Source organism: Verrucosispora sp. SN26_14.1, assembly GCF_004307965.1.
In the GTDB taxonomy this organism is placed as follows: Bacteria; Actinomycetota; Actinomycetes; order Mycobacteriales; family Micromonosporaceae; genus Micromonospora.
In genome coordinates this window covers 1-18,563 of record NZ_SISL01000009.1, presented here as the reverse complement: position 1 = coordinate 18,563, position 18,563 = coordinate 1, and the positions used below count along the sequence as shown (strand labels likewise).

General features: G+C 70.8%; 20 protein-coding genes, 1 tRNA gene and 2 pseudogenes. 11 read left to right on the top strand and 12 right to left on the bottom strand.

What is annotated here, in order from left to right:
- Positions 1–195: 195 nt before the first annotated feature.
- The 7 genes from EYA84_RS01985 to EYA84_RS01955 all read left to right on the top strand — a co-directional run bounded on the left by EYA84_RS01985 (position 196) and on the right by EYA84_RS01955 (position 6,096).
- The gene (locus EYA84_RS01985; protein ID WP_131051261.1) at positions 196–2,016 is read left to right on the top strand and encodes a hypothetical protein; all 1,821 of its coding nucleotides are present in this window, start codon (positions 196–198) and stop codon (positions 2,014–2,016) included.
- A gap of 1 nt (position 2,017) precedes the next feature.
- Entirely contained in the window at positions 2,018–3,301 is a 1,284-nt protein-coding gene (locus EYA84_RS01980) for a metallophosphoesterase family protein (protein ID WP_131051260.1), read from the top strand.
- Between the two features lie 7 nt (positions 3,302–3,308).
- Positions 3,309–3,818 (top strand): hypothetical protein, encoded by a 510-nt coding sequence (locus tag EYA84_RS01975; protein WP_131051259.1) that lies wholly within the window; start codon positions 3,309–3,311, stop codon positions 3,816–3,818.
- A complete protein-coding gene (locus EYA84_RS01970; protein WP_131051258.1) occupies positions 3,815–4,714 on the top strand; it encodes a peptidoglycan-binding protein in 900 nt (299 codons plus the stop codon). Before EYA84_RS01975 ends, EYA84_RS01970 begins: the two co-directional genes overlap by 4 nt.
- Positions 4,715–4,719: 5 nt before the next feature.
- Entirely contained in the window at positions 4,720–5,133 is a 414-nt protein-coding gene (locus EYA84_RS01965) for a hypothetical protein (RefSeq protein WP_131051257.1), read from the top strand.
- The gene (locus EYA84_RS01960; protein WP_131051256.1) at positions 5,130–5,510 is read left to right on the top strand and encodes a hypothetical protein; all 381 of its coding nucleotides are present in this window, start codon (positions 5,130–5,132) and stop codon (positions 5,508–5,510) included. The genes EYA84_RS01965 and EYA84_RS01960 overlap by 4 nt, the downstream gene beginning before the upstream one ends.
- A gap of 223 nt (positions 5,511–5,733) precedes the next feature.
- On the top strand, positions 5,734–6,096 hold the full coding sequence (locus tag EYA84_RS01955; protein WP_131051255.1) for a hypothetical protein: 363 nt from the start codon (positions 5,734–5,736) through the stop codon (positions 6,094–6,096).
- 109 nt (positions 6,097–6,205) lie between these two features.
- On the opposite strand, the gene EYA84_RS01950 is transcribed toward EYA84_RS01955, so the two are convergent.
- From EYA84_RS01950 to EYA84_RS01925, 8 genes are all read right to left on the bottom strand, one after another.
- Positions 6,206–8,137 carry a hypothetical protein gene (locus EYA84_RS01950; protein WP_131051254.1) on the bottom strand — a complete coding sequence of 644 codons (1,932 nt, stop codon included), beginning with the start codon at positions 8,135–8,137 and terminating at the stop codon, positions 6,206–6,208.
- 14 nt (positions 8,138–8,151) lie between these two features.
- Positions 8,152–8,304, bottom strand: a complete 153-nt coding sequence (locus EYA84_RS32340) for a hypothetical protein (protein ID WP_161594888.1) — start codon at positions 8,302–8,304, stop codon at positions 8,152–8,154.
- Between the two features lie 79 nt (positions 8,305–8,383).
- A complete protein-coding gene (locus EYA84_RS01945; protein WP_131051253.1) occupies positions 8,384–9,727 on the bottom strand; it encodes a hypothetical protein in 1,344 nt (447 codons plus the stop codon).
- Between the two features lie 4 nt (positions 9,728–9,731).
- Positions 9,732–10,199 carry a hypothetical protein gene (locus EYA84_RS01940; protein WP_131051252.1) on the bottom strand — a complete coding sequence of 156 codons (468 nt, stop codon included), beginning with the start codon at positions 10,197–10,199 and terminating at the stop codon, positions 9,732–9,734.
- A 15-nt stretch (positions 10,200–10,214) separates the two neighbouring features.
- Positions 10,215–10,583 (bottom strand): hypothetical protein, encoded by a 369-nt coding sequence (locus EYA84_RS01935; protein ID WP_131051251.1) that lies wholly within the window; start codon positions 10,581–10,583, stop codon positions 10,215–10,217.
- A gap of 107 nt (positions 10,584–10,690) precedes the next feature.
- Positions 10,691–10,828, bottom strand: coding sequence for a hypothetical protein (locus tag EYA84_RS32335; protein ID WP_161594887.1), 138 nt, complete (start codon positions 10,826–10,828; stop codon positions 10,691–10,693).
- A gap of 80 nt (positions 10,829–10,908) precedes the next feature.
- Positions 10,909–11,184, bottom strand: a complete 276-nt coding sequence (locus EYA84_RS01930; protein ID WP_131051250.1) for a hypothetical protein — start codon at positions 11,182–11,184, stop codon at positions 10,909–10,911.
- A 3-nt stretch (positions 11,185–11,187) separates the two neighbouring features.
- A complete protein-coding gene (locus EYA84_RS01925) occupies positions 11,188–12,639 on the bottom strand; it encodes a hypothetical protein (RefSeq protein WP_131051249.1) in 1,452 nt (483 codons plus the stop codon).
- Positions 12,640–12,695: 56 nt separating this feature from the next.
- On the opposite strand from EYA84_RS01925, the gene EYA84_RS01920 reads away from it, so the two are divergent.
- From EYA84_RS01920 to EYA84_RS01910, 3 genes are all read left to right on the top strand, one after another.
- Complete coding sequence (locus EYA84_RS01920; protein ID WP_131051248.1) at positions 12,696–13,424, top strand: NUDIX hydrolase; 729 nt, start codon at positions 12,696–12,698, stop codon at positions 13,422–13,424.
- Positions 13,425–13,897: 473 nt separating this feature from the next.
- On the top strand, positions 13,898–14,308 hold the full coding sequence (locus EYA84_RS01915; RefSeq protein ID WP_161594886.1) for a winged helix-turn-helix domain-containing protein: 411 nt from the start codon (positions 13,898–13,900) through the stop codon (positions 14,306–14,308).
- Between the two features lie 134 nt (positions 14,309–14,442).
- Positions 14,443–14,940 carry a hypothetical protein gene (locus EYA84_RS01910; RefSeq protein ID WP_131051246.1) on the top strand — a complete coding sequence of 166 codons (498 nt, stop codon included), beginning with the start codon at positions 14,443–14,445 and terminating at the stop codon, positions 14,938–14,940.
- A gap of 89 nt (positions 14,941–15,029) precedes the next feature.
- Here the strand turns inward: EYA84_RS01910 and EYA84_RS01905 are convergent.
- Both EYA84_RS01905 and orn read right to left on the bottom strand, forming a co-directional pair.
- Positions 15,030–15,102, bottom strand: a tRNA-His gene (locus tag EYA84_RS01905).
- A gap of 92 nt (positions 15,103–15,194) precedes the next feature.
- Positions 15,195–15,791 carry an oligoribonuclease gene (gene orn, locus EYA84_RS01900; RefSeq protein WP_201272270.1) on the bottom strand — a complete coding sequence of 199 codons (597 nt, stop codon included), beginning with the start codon at positions 15,789–15,791 and terminating at the stop codon, positions 15,195–15,197.
- A 67-nt stretch (positions 15,792–15,858) separates the two neighbouring features.
- Here orn and EYA84_RS01895 point away from each other — a divergent pair, with 67 nt between their 5' ends.
- A complete protein-coding gene (locus tag EYA84_RS01895; RefSeq protein ID WP_131051244.1) occupies positions 15,859–17,154 on the top strand; it encodes a glycosyltransferase family 87 protein in 1,296 nt (431 codons plus the stop codon).
- A 155-nt stretch (positions 17,155–17,309) separates the two neighbouring features.
- On the opposite strand, the pseudogene EYA84_RS33290 reads toward EYA84_RS01895, so the two are convergent.
- Both EYA84_RS33290 and EYA84_RS32330 read right to left on the bottom strand, forming a co-directional pair.
- A pseudogene (locus EYA84_RS33290) lies at positions 17,310–17,678 on the bottom strand (hypothetical protein); the annotation flags it as partial.
- A 670-nt stretch (positions 17,679–18,348) separates the two neighbouring features.
- Positions 18,349–18,563 (bottom strand): annotated as a pseudogene (locus EYA84_RS32330) (hypothetical protein); the annotation flags it as partial.

Here is an 18,563-nt window from a genome sequence, read left to right as displayed (position 1 = left end):
GCCGGGTGGGTGTGGCAGACGGTCACCTCCGAGGTCCGGCCGGGGGTGCGCATCACTCGGGGGCGCACCGACGAGGCGGGTGAGACGCAGCCGTCTCGCTGCGTCCTTGCCGTCGATCACGCCGGTGGCCTGCGACTGCGGCGTGGCTGGGGCCTTCGGGTGCTGGTTCAGGTCGCGGGCGTCTGGCATGTCCGCATGACCGGCGTCATCGACGAGTTGGCACCGCGGCTGGTCGACGGGGCGATCGACACGTACGTGGTCGAGGTGCAGGCGTCGGGGGTGATGCATCGGCTGCTCAAGGGTGGTCCGCTGCGGTCGCCGCTGACCCAGTTCCTGTCCGGTCAGAGCGTGCTCACGGCGTGGTTGCCGCTCGAGGACTCGGCCACCACCACCGATCCGACCCGAGGTGTGCCCGGCCAGCCGCGCGCCACCGCGGCGGCGGTGGAGTGGGGGCAGCGCGACGAGGGCATGCCGGGGTCGCTGTCGGTGGCCCGTCTGGAGTCGGCGGCGGCGCGGATCGTGATGCCGGTGCCGACCGTCGAGCAGATCGGTGTCGGCGGGCAGATCCTCGCGACGGTCGGCTGGTACTGGCGGGCGTTCACGACGCTGGGCTCCACGCCGATCGACATCGCGGTCATCAGCGTGCGTAGCGAACAGGTGTCCCGGCTGGTCATTCGGGCGAACGAGACCGGCCTGACCATCGTGGCGCAGGACAGTGCGGGTGCGACGGTGCACAGCCTGTTCGCGCCGTGGTCGGTGGCGCACCCGTCCGAGGGGTGGGTGGGCATCCGCATCCAACTGGAGCGGCCCGATCTTCTGCCGGCGCTGCGGCTGCACGCCTCTCTGCACGCCGTGGGATCGCTCCAGTGGATGAACTACGCGTCGACGTTGGGTAGCTTCCCGTGGGGGCACGACGGGTTCAGCCAGGTGGAGACGGTGTGGGCGGGCGGCTCCGGCTGGTCGCAGCTCTACGCCGTCAACCTGACGACCGCGCCACCGCAGACGATCTGGCCTGCCAGCGGCTACGTGCGGGAGCCGGCCGCGAATCGTCTGGTCCGTGCCTGTGCGACGGCGGGTGTGCAGCTCGCCCCGGTGGGTGCGACGGGCACGAGCATGGGTCCTCAGCCGCCCGGCACGCTGATGGCGGTGATGCGGGACGTCGAGGACGCCGACGGGGGCACCCTGTTCGAGGGCCGCGATGGCCGATTCGCCTACCTACCTCGGGTCTCCCGGTACAACCAGCCGACCGCGCTGCCGCTGACGTACAGCCAGTTGGCGCCGCCGCTGGCGCCGACGGATGACGACCGGTACGTCCGTAACGACTGGACGGTCAGCCGCACCGGTGGCGGTTCGGCGCAGTTCGTCGACGACGCGCATGTCGCCGAGTTCGGCCGCTATGACGAGTCGGCGGCGATCAACCTGTCCAGCGACAACCGGCTGCGGGACCGGGCGGCGTGGCGGGTGCACCTCGGCACCGTCGACGATCTGCGCTATCCCGTGCTGAGCGTCAACTTCCGGCGTCCGGCCACCACGCCCGCCATCGCCGCGTGGCTGGCCTGCGACATCGGCTCCCGCATGACCGTGACCGGCGTGCCGGAGGCCATGGGCCCTGGCGTCATCGATCAGATCATCGAGGGCTACACCGAGACCATCGACAAGTACGAGTGGCGGGCGGAGATCAACACGTCTCCAGCGTCGCCGTGGGGGGTGTTCGTGGTAGGCGACCAGGCGCGCGGCCGACTGGATACGGCCGGATCGGAGCTGGCGACGTCAGCGCTGGTGGCGTCCACGGACCTGCTGGTGGCCACCGATCCCGGCCGCAAGCGGTGGATCACCAGCAGCGAACGGCCGCAGGACTTTCCGATGTTCGTGTGGGTGGGTCCGGAGGTGGTGCAGGTCGACGCGATCACCGACACCTCCTCGCCGCAGCTATTCAGCGTGACCAGGGCGGTCAACGGGATCGCGATCGAGCATCCGGCGGGTACGCGGGTGCGGGTCGCACGGTGGGGGGTGTGACGTGACTGTCATCTGGATGATCAACGGCAACGGCGGTCCGACCAGCATGGCGGTGTCGGTGCGGGTCACGACCGGCCCGACGATCCGCATCGGTCGCTCCACGGCGCCGGATTTCAGCTCACCGGTGTGGTCGTCGGCCCTGACGGTCAACTCGACCGGGCAGGTGAAGGGCGGATGGTCCGGGCTGACGCCGGGCACCCGCTACTGGTGGCGCGTCGAGGACAACGGCGTGGTCGACACCAGCGTGACCGGAACGTTCGTGACCGATCCGGCGCCGGTGGGCGACCCGGCGTCGTACACCGTCGCCTGCATCGGCGACGCCGGCATCACACCGGTCGTACCAGGCGTGACCGGCGCGGCGGTGTCCCGGCTCAGCAACCACCCGATCTTCGACACGATCCGGCAACGGGCGCTGGCCGAAGGGTGGCTGGCGGTCATCCACCACGGGGACCTGCACTACTACGACCTGGGCAGCGGCAGCCACGGGCTCAGCTCGGCGGCGAGCGTCGCCCAGTACCGGGGCGCCCTAGACGACGTGTTCGCGCAGCCGCGCCAGCACGAGCTGTACCGCAGCGCCCAGTTCGCGTGGATGCACGATGACCACGACTACGGGCCCAACGACTCCGACTCCACGTCGCCCGGCCGAGCCAACTACCTACAGGTGTACCGCGAGCGGATCGCCACCCCCACGCTGCCGCTCGGTGCCGGGAATCCGGTGTTCTACTCGTGGCAGACGGGCCGGGTGCTGCACATCCTGTCCGACACCCGGTCGGCGCGGGTGCCCGGCTCCACGATGCTCGGCGCGGCCCAGCTCGCGTGGCTCCAGACCCTGCTGGCCACGTCGACTGCCGAGGCGCTCGTCTGGCACATGCCCACGCCGTGGCTCGGGCTGGGCGCCGACACCTGGGCCGGCTTCACGTCGGAGCGGGCCACGATCGTCGGCTGGCTACAGGCCCGGAACTGGCACCGCCGCATGGTGATGATCAACGCCGATGCGCACACCCTCGCGATCAGCTCGGCGGCAGGCAACGCCCACGGCGGCTTCCCTGTCGTCCTGTGCGCCGGCCTCGACGCCTCACCCCACACCTGGACGGCGCAGTACGACCAGGGCATGTGGCCCGGCCGCGAGCAGTACGCCACCGTCCGCGTCGATGACACCGGCCGCGACATCTCCCTGACCGCCACCGTGTGGCGCCGCACCCGCCCCATCCGGTGGGTGGCCGTCAACACCGGCGGCACCACCCATGTGGCCGCCGGCAGCCCCGCCAACGCCCTAGCCCTGTGAGGTGCCGATGACCATCGACTTCTACGCGGGCATGGTGCCCACCGCCGACGACTTCGCCGACCTGGTCGCGTCCTACGTGACCCAGAGCGTCGCAGCGACGCGCATCAGCACCGTCACTGTCGCGGACAGCGCGATCATCTGCCCCGTCGACGGCCTCACCGAAATCAACCTGTCGGCCAGGTGGACGTCGCTCGGCGGCGGGATCCGCTGGTGCTGGCGTTACACCGGCACCGTCGCCCTCACCTCGCGGGACATCCTGTCGGCCGGTCAGACGGTGTCGGCCAACACCGGCACCGCCGCGATCCGAGACATTCGACTGCGGCAGATCGCCACCATCAACGAGGAGCAGTTGGTGACGCACTTCGACAACGCGGCCACGCAGCTCATCCAGGAGCGGCTCATCGTCAGCGGCGGCGGCGAGGTCGTGTTCCAGTTCGCACAGAACACCAGCAACGCCAACGCCACCACCCTGGCCAGCGGGTCGTTCGCCACCGTCCAGAAATTGAGGCAACTGTGACCAGAGCGCCCGCCAACCTGCTCGCCGCCCGACGGCTCCTCATCGAGCACCTCGGCCCCGGCGCCCAAGCCGCCGGGGTGACGATTCTCGACCCGCTCGGCTCCCCGGCGTGGGAGGTCGGCATCGTGCCCGACGCCAACCACCGAGGCGGCTACCACTGCGGCTCCGACCGGGTCGTCGCGAACGACTACTCGGTGGTCGAGTCGCCCCGCGACAAGGCTGGCCTGACCCTGGACGCGGCGGCCCTCGACGTCGGCATGTTCCGGGTGCGGACCCCGCTGGGGGTCTTCGACCTGCGGCACTACTCGACGTGGCTGGTGCGGCAGTGCGCGGCAGGTGCCGCCGACACCCAGCACATCCGCGAGGTCATCTACTCGCCGGACGGCAAGGTGGTGCGCCGCTGGGACCGGCTGGGCCGGCGTGCGACCGGCGATCGGTCGCACCTGACGCACACCCACGAGTCGTACTTCCGCGACGCCATCAAGGCGGACGCGGATCTGTCGGCGGTGAAGCGCCGCTACCTCATCCACATCGGCCTCATCAGGGCCACTGGCAGCAGCAACAACAGCACAGGGGGGACCGACATGTTCGTTCAGCAGGGCAACGACGGCGAGGGCGTCAAGTACCTCCAGTACCGGCTCGTGAAGCTCGGCTTCCTCAAGGCCGCCGACGTGGACGGCAAGTACGGGCCCGGCACGGCGGCGGCGGTCGCCGCGGCGGAGAAGGCGCACGGCGTGGAAACCGACGGCTCGAAGGCCCTCGCGGTGACGTGGACGCGTCTCGACGAGCTGTTCGCGAAGCGCTTCGCGGGCAAGGACGGTGAGCCTGGCAATCTCGCGACGCCGTTCCGGATGGTCGTCACCTCCGTCGAACCCGTCTACGGCAAGCAGAGCTGACCCAGGTGGCGACGATCGTCGTCACCGGCCGCCACAGGCCACACGAGGTCATGTTCCTCGCCCTCAGCGCCGTGGTCGGCACCCTGTTCGTCGCCGGGGCCCGGCCACCGGGCACCATCGAGCAGCTCGTCGACCCGTGGGTGCTGTGGACCTGGTACGTGCTGCTCCTCGGCTCCGGCATCATCGGCCTGATCTCGATCGCCATGCCCAACACCTACCGGGCGCTGGTGCTGGAGCTGGCGGCCATGCACGGGCAGGTGGCGGCGCCGCTGCTGTACGGGCTGGCGCTGCTGTCCACCGGCTCACCGAGGGTCAGCTTCGCGGCCGGGTTCTGTCTCACCTGGGCGGTGGCGTCGGCGTGGCGCGGCTGGCAGGTGTGGCAGGGCATGCGGGTGCTGCGACAGGAGGGCGGACGGTGACCGGCAACGTGTGGGCGCTGCTCGCGGCAGCCGTCGGCGGAGGCGGGCTGGCCGGGGTGGTGACCACGCTGATCGCGGGCATGCTGGCCCGGCCGAAGACCCGCGCCGACGCGGTGAAGGTACTCACCGACAGCGCGTTGCAGCAGGTCAACGAGCTACAAGAACGCACCGCCGAAGCGGAGCGGGAAGCGTCGGCCGCCCGCGTGGAGGTGGCGGAGACACGCCGGCAGATGCGGGAGCTGGCCGGGGAGATCGACGCTGCGGTGGCGACGCTGCGGACGTGGCGGGCGGCGATCCTGTCGACGCCGGGCGTGCCGGAGCCGCTGTTGGTGATGGTCCGCGACCCGGGCGGCACCATCAACGGCCGCCACCTGTAGGCCACTGCCACGGGTGGTCGTGCTGCACCACCCACCGGCAGCCGTCGGCCTGACACCGCCACTGACGGCCCATCTCACTGCACACCTGGCACTGCCCCCACCCGGGGGTGGTGCGCGGGCGTCCGCCCGGGTCGCGATGCCCGGCAGGGCACACCTCAGGCACCTCGGCGACACCGCCGCTGACCTGCCTGTACCTCGTCACACCCTCACAGTAGGAGAGATCATGGAGAAGTACGGCAAGGCTCTGGCCGCTGTCCTGGGCGCCGTGCTGGTCGCCCTGTACGCCGCACTCGGCGGCGACAACCACATCGGGTCCACGGAGATCGTGCAGGTCGGCATCGCCGCCGCCACCGCGATCGGCGTGTACCTGGTGCCGCTCGCCCCGCAGTACCGGTGGGGCAAGACCGCCGTCGCGGTGATCCTCGCCGTCCTCCAGGCGCTGGCCACCAGCGTGCTGGGTGGGCTGGACGCCGGGGAGTGGATCGTGCTGGTGCTGGCGGGGTTGACGGCGGCGGGTGTCGCGGTGGCTCCGGCGGTGTCGGACAACGGCATCGGCTCCCGAACGCCGGTCGCACCCGGCCGGTAGACTCCACGGCGCGGTGCCACCGGTTCTAGGACGGTAGCGCCGACCAACATCGAAGCGCCCCACCTGCTGCCTGATGGCGGCCGGTGGGGCGCTTTCGTGTGTCCGGAGGTCAGGCGGCCGGCGCGACCTCGTATCGGCCGTAGCTGCCCTCCGGCTTGACCACCATCCCCGCCACCATCAGGTCACCCAGCAGGTTGTGCACCTGCCGCTCGCTGTAGCCGGTGGCTTCCTTGATGGTCGACGGCTTCCAGTAGCCGGCGCGGATCGCCGCGAGCACCTTCTCGTGGCCCTCCTTCAGCGTCTTCCGCGCCTCGGTCCGCGCCTCAGCCTCGAACTGGGCCCAGGACGGGAACGCCTGCACCTCCCCGAACACCTGCAACGCTGCGCCGTCCCCACCGGTCGTCGGCTGCGGTCGCGGCGTCGGCTCGTCAACGACCACTCCAGCGCGCCGGGCAGCGATCCGGCGACGGGCATCCTCCAGCGCCTCCTCTGCCAGCTCGTGCCGCCGCAGATACGTCGCACCCCACGCCGCCGCAGCGCCGGTGTCGAGGGACCGCCACACGATGCGCTTCGGCCACTCCTCCGCCATCTCGTCCGTGAGGTAGCAACTGCGGAACGGCGCCGACCGGGCACCCGGGCGCGGGTTCACCAGGAAGGCGTAGCCCGGCATGTCCGGGAACGTACGCGGGTCGACCTCCACCCTGAACACCGTCTTGGCGTTGGCGTCCTTGCCCTTGAACATCGCCCCGTTGCCGGTCAGCAGGTTGCCCCGGATCTTCTCCGCGTACGGGCTGCCAGCCCCGCCGAACGCGTCGAGGGTCGACTGCTGCGACGCGAGGACCAACGCCACACCGACCTTGCCACCCTCGCTGGCGATGGCCGCTACCAGGAACTGGGTACGCGCCGCCAGCGCCGGATTGTTGGCCTTGTCGAGCAGCTTGTGGCACTCGTCGAGGAAACCGAGCAGGCCGGGACGGTCGTCAGCCGGCACGAACCCGCGCAGCCCCATCACCGCGTTCTCGTCCTGACGCAGCTGCATCACCAGGTACATGCCTTCGAGCATCGTCAGCGCCTGCTGGGGCGTGCGGCCCTTCACATCGGCGTGGTCCATCAGCAGCGGCGACGATGCGCCACCCTGCCCGTCGGCGTACAGGATCACCGTCGGGTGGGACCTCGACGCGGCGATGGTGAGGGCGAGCATCTCCATGGTGCGGGACTTGCCGCCGTTGGTGCCGCCCTGCAGGTAGCCGCCGAGCAGCCGCGATTCGGTGTAGACCTGCCAGGTTGCGTATCCCTCGCCGTCGGTGAACGGGCCGAGGCGAACCTGCCCGGTCTCGGCGTCGAACGCATCGGGGCCCGACCAGAGGACCGTCTGCTTGACCGGGGAGCGGGTCACGATGGTCACCAGCGCGGTCGGTTCCGGCTCGGTGGGGTGCTGCTCGACGATGAGTTCCTGGTCGGCCAGCAGCTTGAGGCCGCCGCGGACCGTGCGGATCTTCTCCATCAGCATGCCCTGGTGCTGTCTGCCGGGCCGCAGGCGCAGCGTGAACCGCACGCCCGAGGGGATCGACTCAGGGTTGGTGAGACGCGAACCGGGCAGCGCGCCGCCGTCGCAGCCGACGTTGTCCGCCCACCGCCGCTGATACTCGGATCGGGTTGCCTTCGGCTGGATGAGACCGACCGGGTGCTGCCGCCACCAGTGCATCGACAGGCCGTAGCCGAGGGCCATCAGCAGCCCGACGGCGCCCAGCGACAAGCCCACCGCGGTGACGCCGGTCAGCCAGCCCACGGCCACCGCGAGGAATGCGTACGCCCGCCGTCGGGCCTTCTTGTCGAAGACGCGGCGGCGGATGCGGGTGGCGGCGACCACGGCGATCACGAAGGCGCTGCCGGCGACCCACACGGCCACGGCCTGCTCGTCGCCGACGAGCGTGGCGGCGAGGCGGGTCGCTCCGGCCGCGACGACCAGGGCCCCGACGGCGGCGTGTGGGGCCAGGTGCGGGCGAAGGCCGCCCACGGTCGGCGTCTCGGTGGTGTCCATGGCTGCCCTCGTTCTCAGGCGGTGGTGTCGGTGGTCGGAGCGGGTTGCGGCTCGGTGATGATCGGCCGCCAGCGGTAGTGCCAGGGGCCCTTCTTCGTCCAACGCCACCGCCAGCCGATGGCGCGGACGGCGAGCGCGGTGCCGAAGTAACAGCGTTCGATCTTCATCTCAACTCCCAGAGTTCCGGCTTCCCCCGCGCGGGCAGCGCGTCGAAAAGGCGCGCTGCCCGACGGCGGGAGCCGGGGCTCAGCCGTTGAGCAGGAAGCCCTTGTCGGCGGCGTCCGGGTTGTCCGCGTAGCCCTCCTTGATGTTCATCTGCTTCGCCAGCACCGCCTGGTGGGCGGCCCACTTGTCGGCGGCGATACCGGACGCCTCCATGGCCTCCCGGGCGGAGGTGAGCACCTCGCCGGAGTTGCCGCCGTTCTCCAGGGCACCGACGTAGCCCTCGGCGCCGGTGGTGGCGAACGACTGGTGGGCGTTGCTGGCGGCCTCGGCGAACGCCAGGGCGGTGGACAGGCCGTTGACCTCGGACGTGGCCATGCTGATCTCCTTCTCTGCGGTCTTCGGGTTCGGGAACAGAGGGATGACGGTGGCGAGCGGGGTGTTGTCGTCGGGCTGGTTGGTGCAGCCGCAGACGGTGCGGTTGTCCGCGGTGACGGTGAACGCCTTGAAGCAGCGGTCGCAGCGGGGGTGACCGGCACCGGCCGGGCCGCCCAGCAGGTTGGAGAGCACGTCGTCGGCGGTCAGGTCGACCTCACCCTCCGGCTGCTTCGGCCTTTCCGGCCGCTCGTGACGGTCACACCACAACTGCATGTCGCTGCCGTTCGACATCCACGTCAGGTCGTTGATGTGCGCTTCACGCCCGCACTTGTCGCAGTTCGTGATGCCCGGCGGGCGCTGCAACAGGCGTGCGGCAGCGAAGCCCTCCCTGAGCCGGTCCCACGCGTCCTGCGGCTCGGGAATCCGCCGCGGCGGGGTCGGCGGGCTGGGCTTGTCGTGCACCACCGTGGTGGGTTCGTCCAGTTCGTCGAGGTCCGGGGTCAGCCACTCCGGCTCGCCGTGCTCGCGTTCCCACTCGGCGTTGCGGCGCTCCTGCTCGGCCAGGCAGCGCGGACACGGACGTCCGTCCAGCACCACCTCGCCCTTGCAGACCCCGCAGTTGCGGGTGTTGTTCGGGTCATACGAGCGGGCCGGGTCGGGCCGGACCCCGGCCACGTCGACCATATCGTCGACCGGCTGGCCGTCCGGGCGCCGGTTCAGGCTCCGCTTCGCCCACTCCGACACCGCCGCTGCCTGCTGTCGCCGGGTCGGCCGGACACCGTCGCGGCGCTCCTGCCGCACCCGCTGCCGGTGCGCCGCCAGGTCGTCCCAGGCGTCGTACCACAGCTCCGCGAAGTAGCCCTTCGCGCCCGGGCGGGCCGGGGCACGCACCCCGGCCTCACCCGCACGCCGCGCCGCCTCGGCCCGCGCCATCTTCATCCGGTAGCGCGGCGAGTCCTTGCCCTGGCGGGCGTACTCCATGTCCTCGCGGTGGGTGCCCACCATCTTCGTGAGCACCGCAGCCAGGAGCAGAATGCTGATCGGTTCCATCAGGTCACCACGCGTCCGCAGTCGCGGCCTGCCGGGTCATGCCCTTCACGGACCGTTGCGCCAGCAGGATCGCCGTGGCCCCCACGAACAAGGCCAAGGCGATCGGCGAGCTGGTGCCCAACCACACGCGCAGCGGCTCGGCGACCAACTCCAGCGCGGCACCGGTCCACTCGTCGATCCGGTCGCCGAGTCGACCCGGGGTGGCGCGCGCCACCGACGGGATGAGCAGCAGGCTCCAGATGGCCATGCGGTTGGGCTCCCAGTCCAGGAGCATGTCGCGCAGCAGCAGCACGACCAGGACGCCGAGAACCACCGGCGGGATCCACCCCCACGGGATGGCCTCCAACACGGTGTCGATGGCGTCGCCGAGGAACATGCCGGCGACCAGCGGACCGCCGACCAGGGCGGTGCCCATGGACGTCCAGGCGAGCACCTTGACGCCCTTCGACCGGGCGGTGGCGAAGAACCTCATGACGATCACCTCCTTTCAGAGGAACAGCCACAGCGCCGCGTTGACGCTGGGGGTGATGACGTGGTCGACCAGCCAGCCGACCGGGGGGATGAAGGTGAGCAGCTTGACGACGACCGCGACGACCACGAACCGGGCCGGACGCTCCGTCAACCACTCCCACGTGCGGGCCACGACCACGCTCGGCACGGCCACGAACCGACACCAGGCGATCCCCGCGTTACGCAGCAGACCCTTCGACGCGGCGAACCGGCCCCGACGGGCGTAGTCGCGCATCGTCTCCACCGCCGGGCGACGCTCCGTCAGCATCGGCGGCGGCGTCACGTGGTCGCGGAACTTGTTGATCCAGTCCGCCGACGTCCACGGGCGACGGTCACCCTCCGTCATTGCAGAATGCAGAGTTTCCGCCTCCACAACACGGGTTTCGCGCTCAAACTGCGGCCCCCTGGACTCTGCACTGCAGGGTGCAGAGTTACGGGGCGTCACCGTCTGGGTCACAGCGACCCCGCAGACATGGCACCGAGGACGCCGCCGAACAGGCCGGCGATCACGATCAGCACAGCGAACACGAACAGCAGGCGACCGCCGCTCGGGTCACCGTTGCGCTGCCGCTCAGTCGAGTGATGGGACACTGTTCTCCTCCTTCGGGAGAGAGGCGGGGCCGGTCCGGCTGTGGAAGGTTGGGGCCGGCCCCGCGCCTTGTTGTTGCAGGTCAGCGGGGGATGAGGCGGTAGCGCCTGAGGTCCGCGACCACGGTCGCGTCACGCGGACCCCGGGCCGAGACGAACGCCTTGCGGGCCTCCACCTCGGCGTACGACATCGACGGGTCGGCGTCGTAGGCGGCGAACAGGCGCTCCTTGAGCACGCTCAGCGGCCGGGCCGGGTGGGCGTTACCGCCGTCGGTACCGGCGTGCCGCCAGTACGGGTCCTTGACGTCCACGAACTCGACGACGTTGCGGCAGGTGAAGCACCGGTCCGTTCTCGCCATTGGTCAGTCCTCCTTCTTGGTCCGCTCGGCCCGCTCGGTGCGGACCAAGTTGATGGCCTTGCCGGTGTAGTCCGCCGAGGACCAGCCCATGACCCGCATGACCTCTGCGCGGGCCGGAATCTCGCCTCGGAACTTCTTCGCGAGCGCCCTCGCCATCTCCCGCACCTTGGGCGGAACCTCGCCGCCGGCAGCCGGGCTGACGGGCCTCACGCGGTCCACGCGGGCGGTGGTCCGCTGCGCCGGAGTAGACCGGGTGGCGGGCACAGCGCCCCTGGTCGCGGTCTGGTCCGGACCGGTCGGGCTGGTCCGCTCCTGGTCCACGTGACTGGTCCGCTCCTGGTCCACGTGACTGGTCCGCTCGATGGCCGGCGTCTGGTCCGCCAGGCTGGTCCGGATATGGTCCGTGCGACTGGTCCGGTGCTGGTCCATCCATCCCGCCGGGATGTGGTCCGGGATCTGGTCCGCGATGGAGGCCGGCATCCGGATGCCGGCGACCTCCCGCATCTGGTCCGCTTGGCGGCCCAGCGAGGTGGTCGCGATCCGCATACCCAACCGGAGATCGTCCATCGCTCGGCGCTCGCTCTGGTCCGCCTGGGTGTCGTCGCGGAACAGCTCCGTCTCGATGGACAGCACGCGGCGAAGCTGCTCGCGGGCCGCCCGCACCGTCTCGGCGTCGGCGGCCCGCGTCAGGTGCTGGAGACGGCGCAGAGCGTCAGCGAGCTGGTCGCGGCGACGCCACGGCCACCGCGACGTCTTGTCGGGGGCGCCGTTGAGCCGCGCGGCCTGCTGCTGGACGTACAACTCCATGCCCGCGTCGACCAGGGCAGCGATGCGACGCTGCTGAAACACCTCGGTCAAGTCGTCGACCGTGCCCGGCTTGAGCAGGCCCAGGCGTACGCCGATGCGCTGCGGCGTCCAGATCCACCGAGAGGGTTGCCGCTCGGCGGTCTCGACGTCGGCGTAGAGGCTCATGTACCAGATGCCCGCGGCGAGCGGCGGGGTGGCGAGCCGCAGCACCACCTCGGTGACGGAGCTGGAGGCGGTGGAGGCGATGACGCCGGAGGTGACCGCGACGAGCCACACGAACTTCATGTGGCGGCTGATGTCCGGCGCCGGACCGTCGGCGGCAGCGGCGAGCTTGTGGGCGGCGAGGCTGCCCTGGTGAAGCATGACCACCTCGAAGGTGGCGCAGAACATGAGGCTGCCGGGGACGTTGAGGCCGAGGGGCCCGTTGGCGACCTCGTACATGCCCTCCATGGCGAAGAGCGTGGCGAGGGTGACGGCCACGGTGCCGAGGCGTTCGTGCACCTCGCCGGTGCGTAGGAACCGCCAGATCAGTGCGAGCGCGAGCAGCGCAGCTACCACGCCGGCACCGAAGAGCAGCGGCTGGCCGTAGCCGACGACCCAGTCGAGGGTGGCGGCCCAGGCGTCCTGGAGCGGCTTGGGGATCTGCATGGCGGCAAGCATGGCACACCGTTGACAGTTTTGAAAGGTCTGACAGACTTGGTGTCATGAAGACGGTGGACCCACCCCGCCCGACCGTCGCCCTCGCCGCTCCACGTCTGCGAGACTTGACCAACTCGACAGGTCTGGGAGGTCTGGTGGCAGGCGACGGCACGTGGCTCACGCTCGGCGAAGTCATCGCCCGATACCGGCACGCCGGCTTCCACGACGCCGAATCGACCATCCGCCGCGAGATCGACGACCTCGCCACCAGCGGTTCACTCGCCTCCTACCGCACACGCGGAGGACACCGGCGAGTCGCAGCAGCCGGCGTCGACCAGCTCATCGCCGAGCGACTCAACCCGGCCGGCCCGAAGGGGGATCACGTGCCCGACCCCGCCACGACACCCGAACCCAGTCCCGTCGTCGCCGCCATCGTCACCAGCCACCTCGGCGTCCTCGCCGGCCGCCGCCACGACGGCAAGCCACCCTGGACGTTCATCGCCGGTGAAATCGAGCCCGGCGAGTCGGCAGCCGACGCCGCCGTCCGCGAAGTCAAGGAAGAAACCGGCCTACTGGTCACCGCCGGAGAACGCGAGATCGGCCGCCGCGTCCACCCCAAGACCGGCCGCACCATGATCTACCTGGCGTGTCAACCCTCCGGGAAGCTCGACACGATCGTCGGCGACGAAGACGAACTCGCCGAAGTGCGTTGGCTGACCCTCGCCGAAGTCGACGAACTGCTGCCCGGCGTCTTCGAGCCGGTCCTCGCCCACCTGCGCGCCGAACTGACCTGACCCGACCCCGCACACGACTGCGCCCCACCAGCCAGCCCGGCCGGGGGGGCGCATCGTCGTCTCACACCCTCGGCGCACCATCCTCATCCACCACCGTCCGCGCCCACGCATGCTGGCCACACCCGGCACCCGGGCACCCCAGATGGCAGCGCCGACCAGCCGCATGCGCCCTGACGCTCCGCTGAGCCGCCACCACCAGCGACGCCTCGTCGGCCGGCTCATCCAGGCGGCTCACGACAGCCACCCGAAGATGCCCGCCACCATCACCAGCAGCACGATCCCGGCGACCAGCCAGCCAGCGGCCAGATGACGGCGCGGCAGAGGCTCACGGGGCCAGGGGTGTGGCTGGCGGTCGCCATCGGGGACCGGACTCGCGGGCGGGTACGGATCGTCCATCACGGCCCCCAGGCAGGTCGATTGGGCTAGCCAGCTATCTCACCTGTCACGCGCGAGGCAGACCCTACCCTCCACAAGTGATCATCGGCGGGAACGACCCGGTCGGCTACCAGCACATCGCCGACGTGCTCCGCCACGCCATCACCACCGGCGAGCTGCGGCCCGGCGCCCGCCTGCCGTCCGAGCGCACGATCATGCAGACGTACGGCGTCGCCGAGAAGACCGCCCGGCGTGCCGTCGACCAGATCCGCAGCGAGGGCCTCGCGATGTTCATGCGCGGATACGGTGTGGTGGTGCGCGCTCAGCAGCCACGGGAGACAGTGTGGATCGACGCCGAGGATCGAGTGTCGTCCCGCAACCCGACCCCGTCCGAGCGTGAGACATACGAGATGCCGGAGGGCGTGCCGCTGCTCGTCGTCACGCATGCCGATGGGCTGATGGACCTGTGGCCCGCACACCGATATGAGCTGGCCACGCGGGGGGTGTGACCCCGGTCATATGGACAGGATCTTTACCGCTTAGGTGAACAGGGTGTTGCCCAGCGATCACTCATGTTTCGCGATCTGCAAATCCCATCGATCGGACTTGTCCCGGGGCAAGTGTGATCAGGGAGACTGCGTCGATGAACGCCACGTGGGGAACTCGTACGCGCAGCCGAACCGAGTGCGGCTATCTCGTGCTCGGGGCAGTCACGCTGACCGCTGCCATCGTCTTCTATCTGGTCAGCCACCTCACCCCCCTCACGCTCGCCACCGAGACGTATGTGCTCCTCGCCACCTTCTACATCGTCGGCGTCTGCGGATGGATCACCCGATCGAGTGACACGCAGCGGCGACGGGACCTCTACACCGGCAAGGAAGAGCTCGTCCGGGGACTCATCGCGCTGACCGCCAAGGTCGACCGCCTCAGCGCGCAGCTCGCGGAAGTCCAGGAGCAGGTCCGGCACCGCGGGGGCCAGACCTACATCTCGCAGGCTGCCGCACCGCGCAGCCCCGTCGACGCGACCACGGTGCCGGGCCAGACCCGCGTCGTGCAGCGGAACGAGGTCGACGAGGTCCGCGCCCAGGCATACGCCGAGGGGTATGTCGACGGGATCGCGCGGCGCCAGGACGGGTCGTAGCGTCCCGGTTCCCCTACCAGTCCCCTACGACAGCTCAGGCCCCGTCCGAAGACGGGGCCTGAGCTGCTGTGGAGTAGATCCACTTTCCGGGTGACTGATGGGAATTGAACCCACGACAACCGGGACCACAACCCGGTGCTCTGCCAACTGAGCTACAGCCACCATGCCGCCGCGCCCGAACTCATCGCCCGTGCGGGTGCGGAGAAATCATACCCCCACCGTGGTCGACCGCGTCCAGCGGGTTGCCGGGACGCTCAGAGGTCGGCGGCGATGGCCTTGGCGCTCTCCACGTCCGGACCGGGCAGCGGTACGAAGATGGTGCGCCGGTAGTACTCCAGCTCGCGGATGCTCTCCCGGATGTCCGCGAGCGCCCGGTGGGCGAGGCCCTTCTGCGGCTGGCCGAAGTACACCCGGGGGTACCACCGGCGGCACAGCTCCTTGATCGAGGAGACGTCGATCATCCGGTAGTGCAGGTGCGCGTCGAGACGGGGCATGTCCCGGGCGATGAATCCCCGGTCGGTGGCGATCGAGTTGCCGCAGAGCGGTGCCGTCCGTGGATCCTTCACGTGACTGGTGATGTAGTCGAGCACCCGCTCCTCGGCCTCGGCCAGGCTCACCGTGGAGCGGCGAACCTCCTCGGTCAGCCCCGACTTGCCGTGCATCGTGCGGACGATCTCCGGCATGGCGTCGAGCGCCGCGTCGTCGGCGTGGATGACCACGTCCACGCCGTCGCCGAGCACGCGCAGATCGGGGTCGGTGACCAGCGCGGCCACCTCGATCAACCTGTCGCCACCGAGGTCGAGCCCGGTCATCTCACAGTCGATCCAGACGAGAAGATCAGCCATCGGCACAGCCTACGCGCAGCCCACGCACCGTGGCTGCGCGCCGCCGGCCCGACCGACCGCTAGGGTCTTTCCCGTGCCCGCCGAACCCGCCACACCGTCCAGCGTCGACCTCGAAGACCCTGGTGGCCGCACCGCACGGCGGATCGTCGGGGCACTGGCGCTCGCCTCGGTGTTGCCGGTGCTCTACCTGCCGGGCACCGTGCACGACTTCTTCGACCTCAAGATCTATATGGCGGCGATGGACTGGTGGGCCGCCGGCAATCCGCTCTACGACTACGCCCAACCCGACCGGGTGCAGGGTGAGCTCTTCTTCACCTATCCCCCGTTCGCCGCGTTGCTGCTGCTGCCGTTCTCCCTGCTGAAGCTGGGCGCCACGGTGGCGATCTTCACCGGCCTGACCGTGCTCGGCGTGGTGGTCACCACCAAGTGGCTGCTCGACCCGGTGATCCGCCGGCACCGCCTGCCGTACGCGTTCACCCTGGCCGTGGGCGCGCTGCTGGTCCTCGGCGTGGAGAGCACCCGGGAGACGATCACCTTCGGACAGATCAACATGCTGCTGGTGGTGCTGATCCTCGCCGACCTGCTCTTCGCCGTACCCCGTGGCAGCCGGTGGGCCGGGATCGGCATCGGGCTGGCCACGGCGCTGAAGCTCTTCCCGGGCATCTTCATCGTCTATCTGCTGGCCACCCGGCGCTGGCGCGCGGCGGTGGTGGCGAGCGCGGCCGCCGCCGGAGCCACCCTGCTCGCCGCGGCGGTGGCACCCGGCGACTCGTGGCGCTTCTGGACGCACGAGCTGTGGGCCACCGACCGGGTCGGTCGCACCGACTACACCGGCAACCAGTCGCTGTTCGGGCTGCTGAGCAGGCTGACCGCGCCGGAGGAGCCGAGCCGGCTGATCTGGCTGCCCCTGGTCGCGGCCGTCGTCGCGTACGGCCTCTGGCGGGCGGTACGCGCCACCCAGGCCGGCGACGCACTCACCGCGCTGACCCTGACCGGCCTGGTCGCCGCCCTGATCAGCCCGATCACCTGGACGCACCACATCTACTGGTTCGTCCCGGCGGTGATCATCCTGATCGACGCGGCGTTGCGGACCGATCCCCGCACGCCCGAGGGGGCGCGGCGGCGCCGCCGGCTGAGTTGGCTCGCGCTCGGCACCTCGATGATCATCGTGTACGGCGTGGTGTCGTTCTACGACTGGGGTGTCACTCCGACACCCACCCAGACGCCGTGGGAGTTCGTGCTCCGCAACGCGTACGTGCTGCTCTGCCTGCTGCTGCTGGTCGTGCTGCCGGTGCGTCCGCGGGTGGACCGGCCACTGACCGAGTCGCACGAAGCGGACACTCTTCCCGAGACGACCATTCACCGGTAATCTGCCCGTAGAGGCATCATCCCTCCGATGGGCACCGATATCCCCCGGTGATGGGCGGGCCCTCCACGTCGGCAGCGCGGAGGGCCCGCCCCACCCGTCCCGGTGCTCACCGATGTGCCGTCAGGACGGCTGCCCCGGCGCCCACCGAGGGACCGTCAGGACGGCGGGGCGGGCGGACGCAGCGGATGGTGCGGGGCGGGCAGGTCGGCCAGGGTCTCCGGACGCGGCACCGGGGCGATCGCCGCCCGGGGCGCGGCGGCCACCGACACCAGTTGCCGCTCGGGCGTCGCACGTGGCGACGGCGGGGTGCCCAGGCCGCTGAGCGAGCTGACGCCGAGCCGGCCGGCGAGCACCGGCACCTGGTCGGGTTCGACCACGAAGACCACCTCGCGCGGGCGTGCCGGGCGCAGCAGCACCAGCGCCGCGAGGACCACCAGCAGGACGCCGCCGGCCAGCGAGCCCCAGGTGGCCGGCGCGACCCAACCGGCCCGCAACTCGGCGCGCAGGTCCAGGGCCAGGTCGGCCCGGCCGTCGGGGTGCATCAGCACCAGGCTCAGTCGCTGACCCGCCAGTTCCCCGGGACTCCATTCGAGGACGCCGGCACCCGCGCGTACCCAGAAGGTCTGTGCGGCCGGGGCCGCCGGCACGGTCGGCGGCGTGCCGACCTCCGGGGCGCGGTGCTCCAGCCGGACCGGCAGCGGGCCCCGGGCCAGGACGGTCCGCTGCACCACCGCGTGCGGTGCCCCGGCCAGCCAGCGACGCGCCTCGTCGGCCGGGGCCAACCCGACGAACGCCGGGCCGTCCGGTGTGCGTGCCTCCAGCCGCAGCCGCGCCTGCCCGACCCGACTGAACGGCATCTCCTGCCGCAGCAGCGCGTCCAGGTCGGCCACCACCACCGCGTGCCCGGATGTCCGCACCGTCTCGACGCGGGCGGTGAACCCCCCGCCCGGATCCGCGTGACTGGTCAACAGGCCGAGCCCGGCGGCACCGAGCAACGCGGTGGTGCCGGTGATCAGCAGCACCATCCCGGCCAACGCCCACACGAAACGCATCCGCCTTGTCCCCCTCCGTAGCGAGATACCCGGCAGACCTTACCCACGGCGAACGGCTGATCTGCGGATATCCACGGCAGCGGGTCCGAAAGCGGACGGGCCCGCCGGGGACATCCCGGCGGGCCCGCGACAACCGGAGCGGTCAGGAGGTCGAGGTCGCCTCGCCGTCGCGGTCGGCCGGGCCGGCGTCCCGGCGGGTACGCGAGAACGCGAGCCCGCCCAGCACCAGACCACCGACCCCGGCGACCAGCCCGGCAACGCCCAGGCCGACGGCCAACCCGGAGCCGTCCTCGTCATCGTCGTCAGCCACCGCCTCCGGCGCGGGCGCCCCGGCCGGCCCCTCCGTCTGGCGCTTAT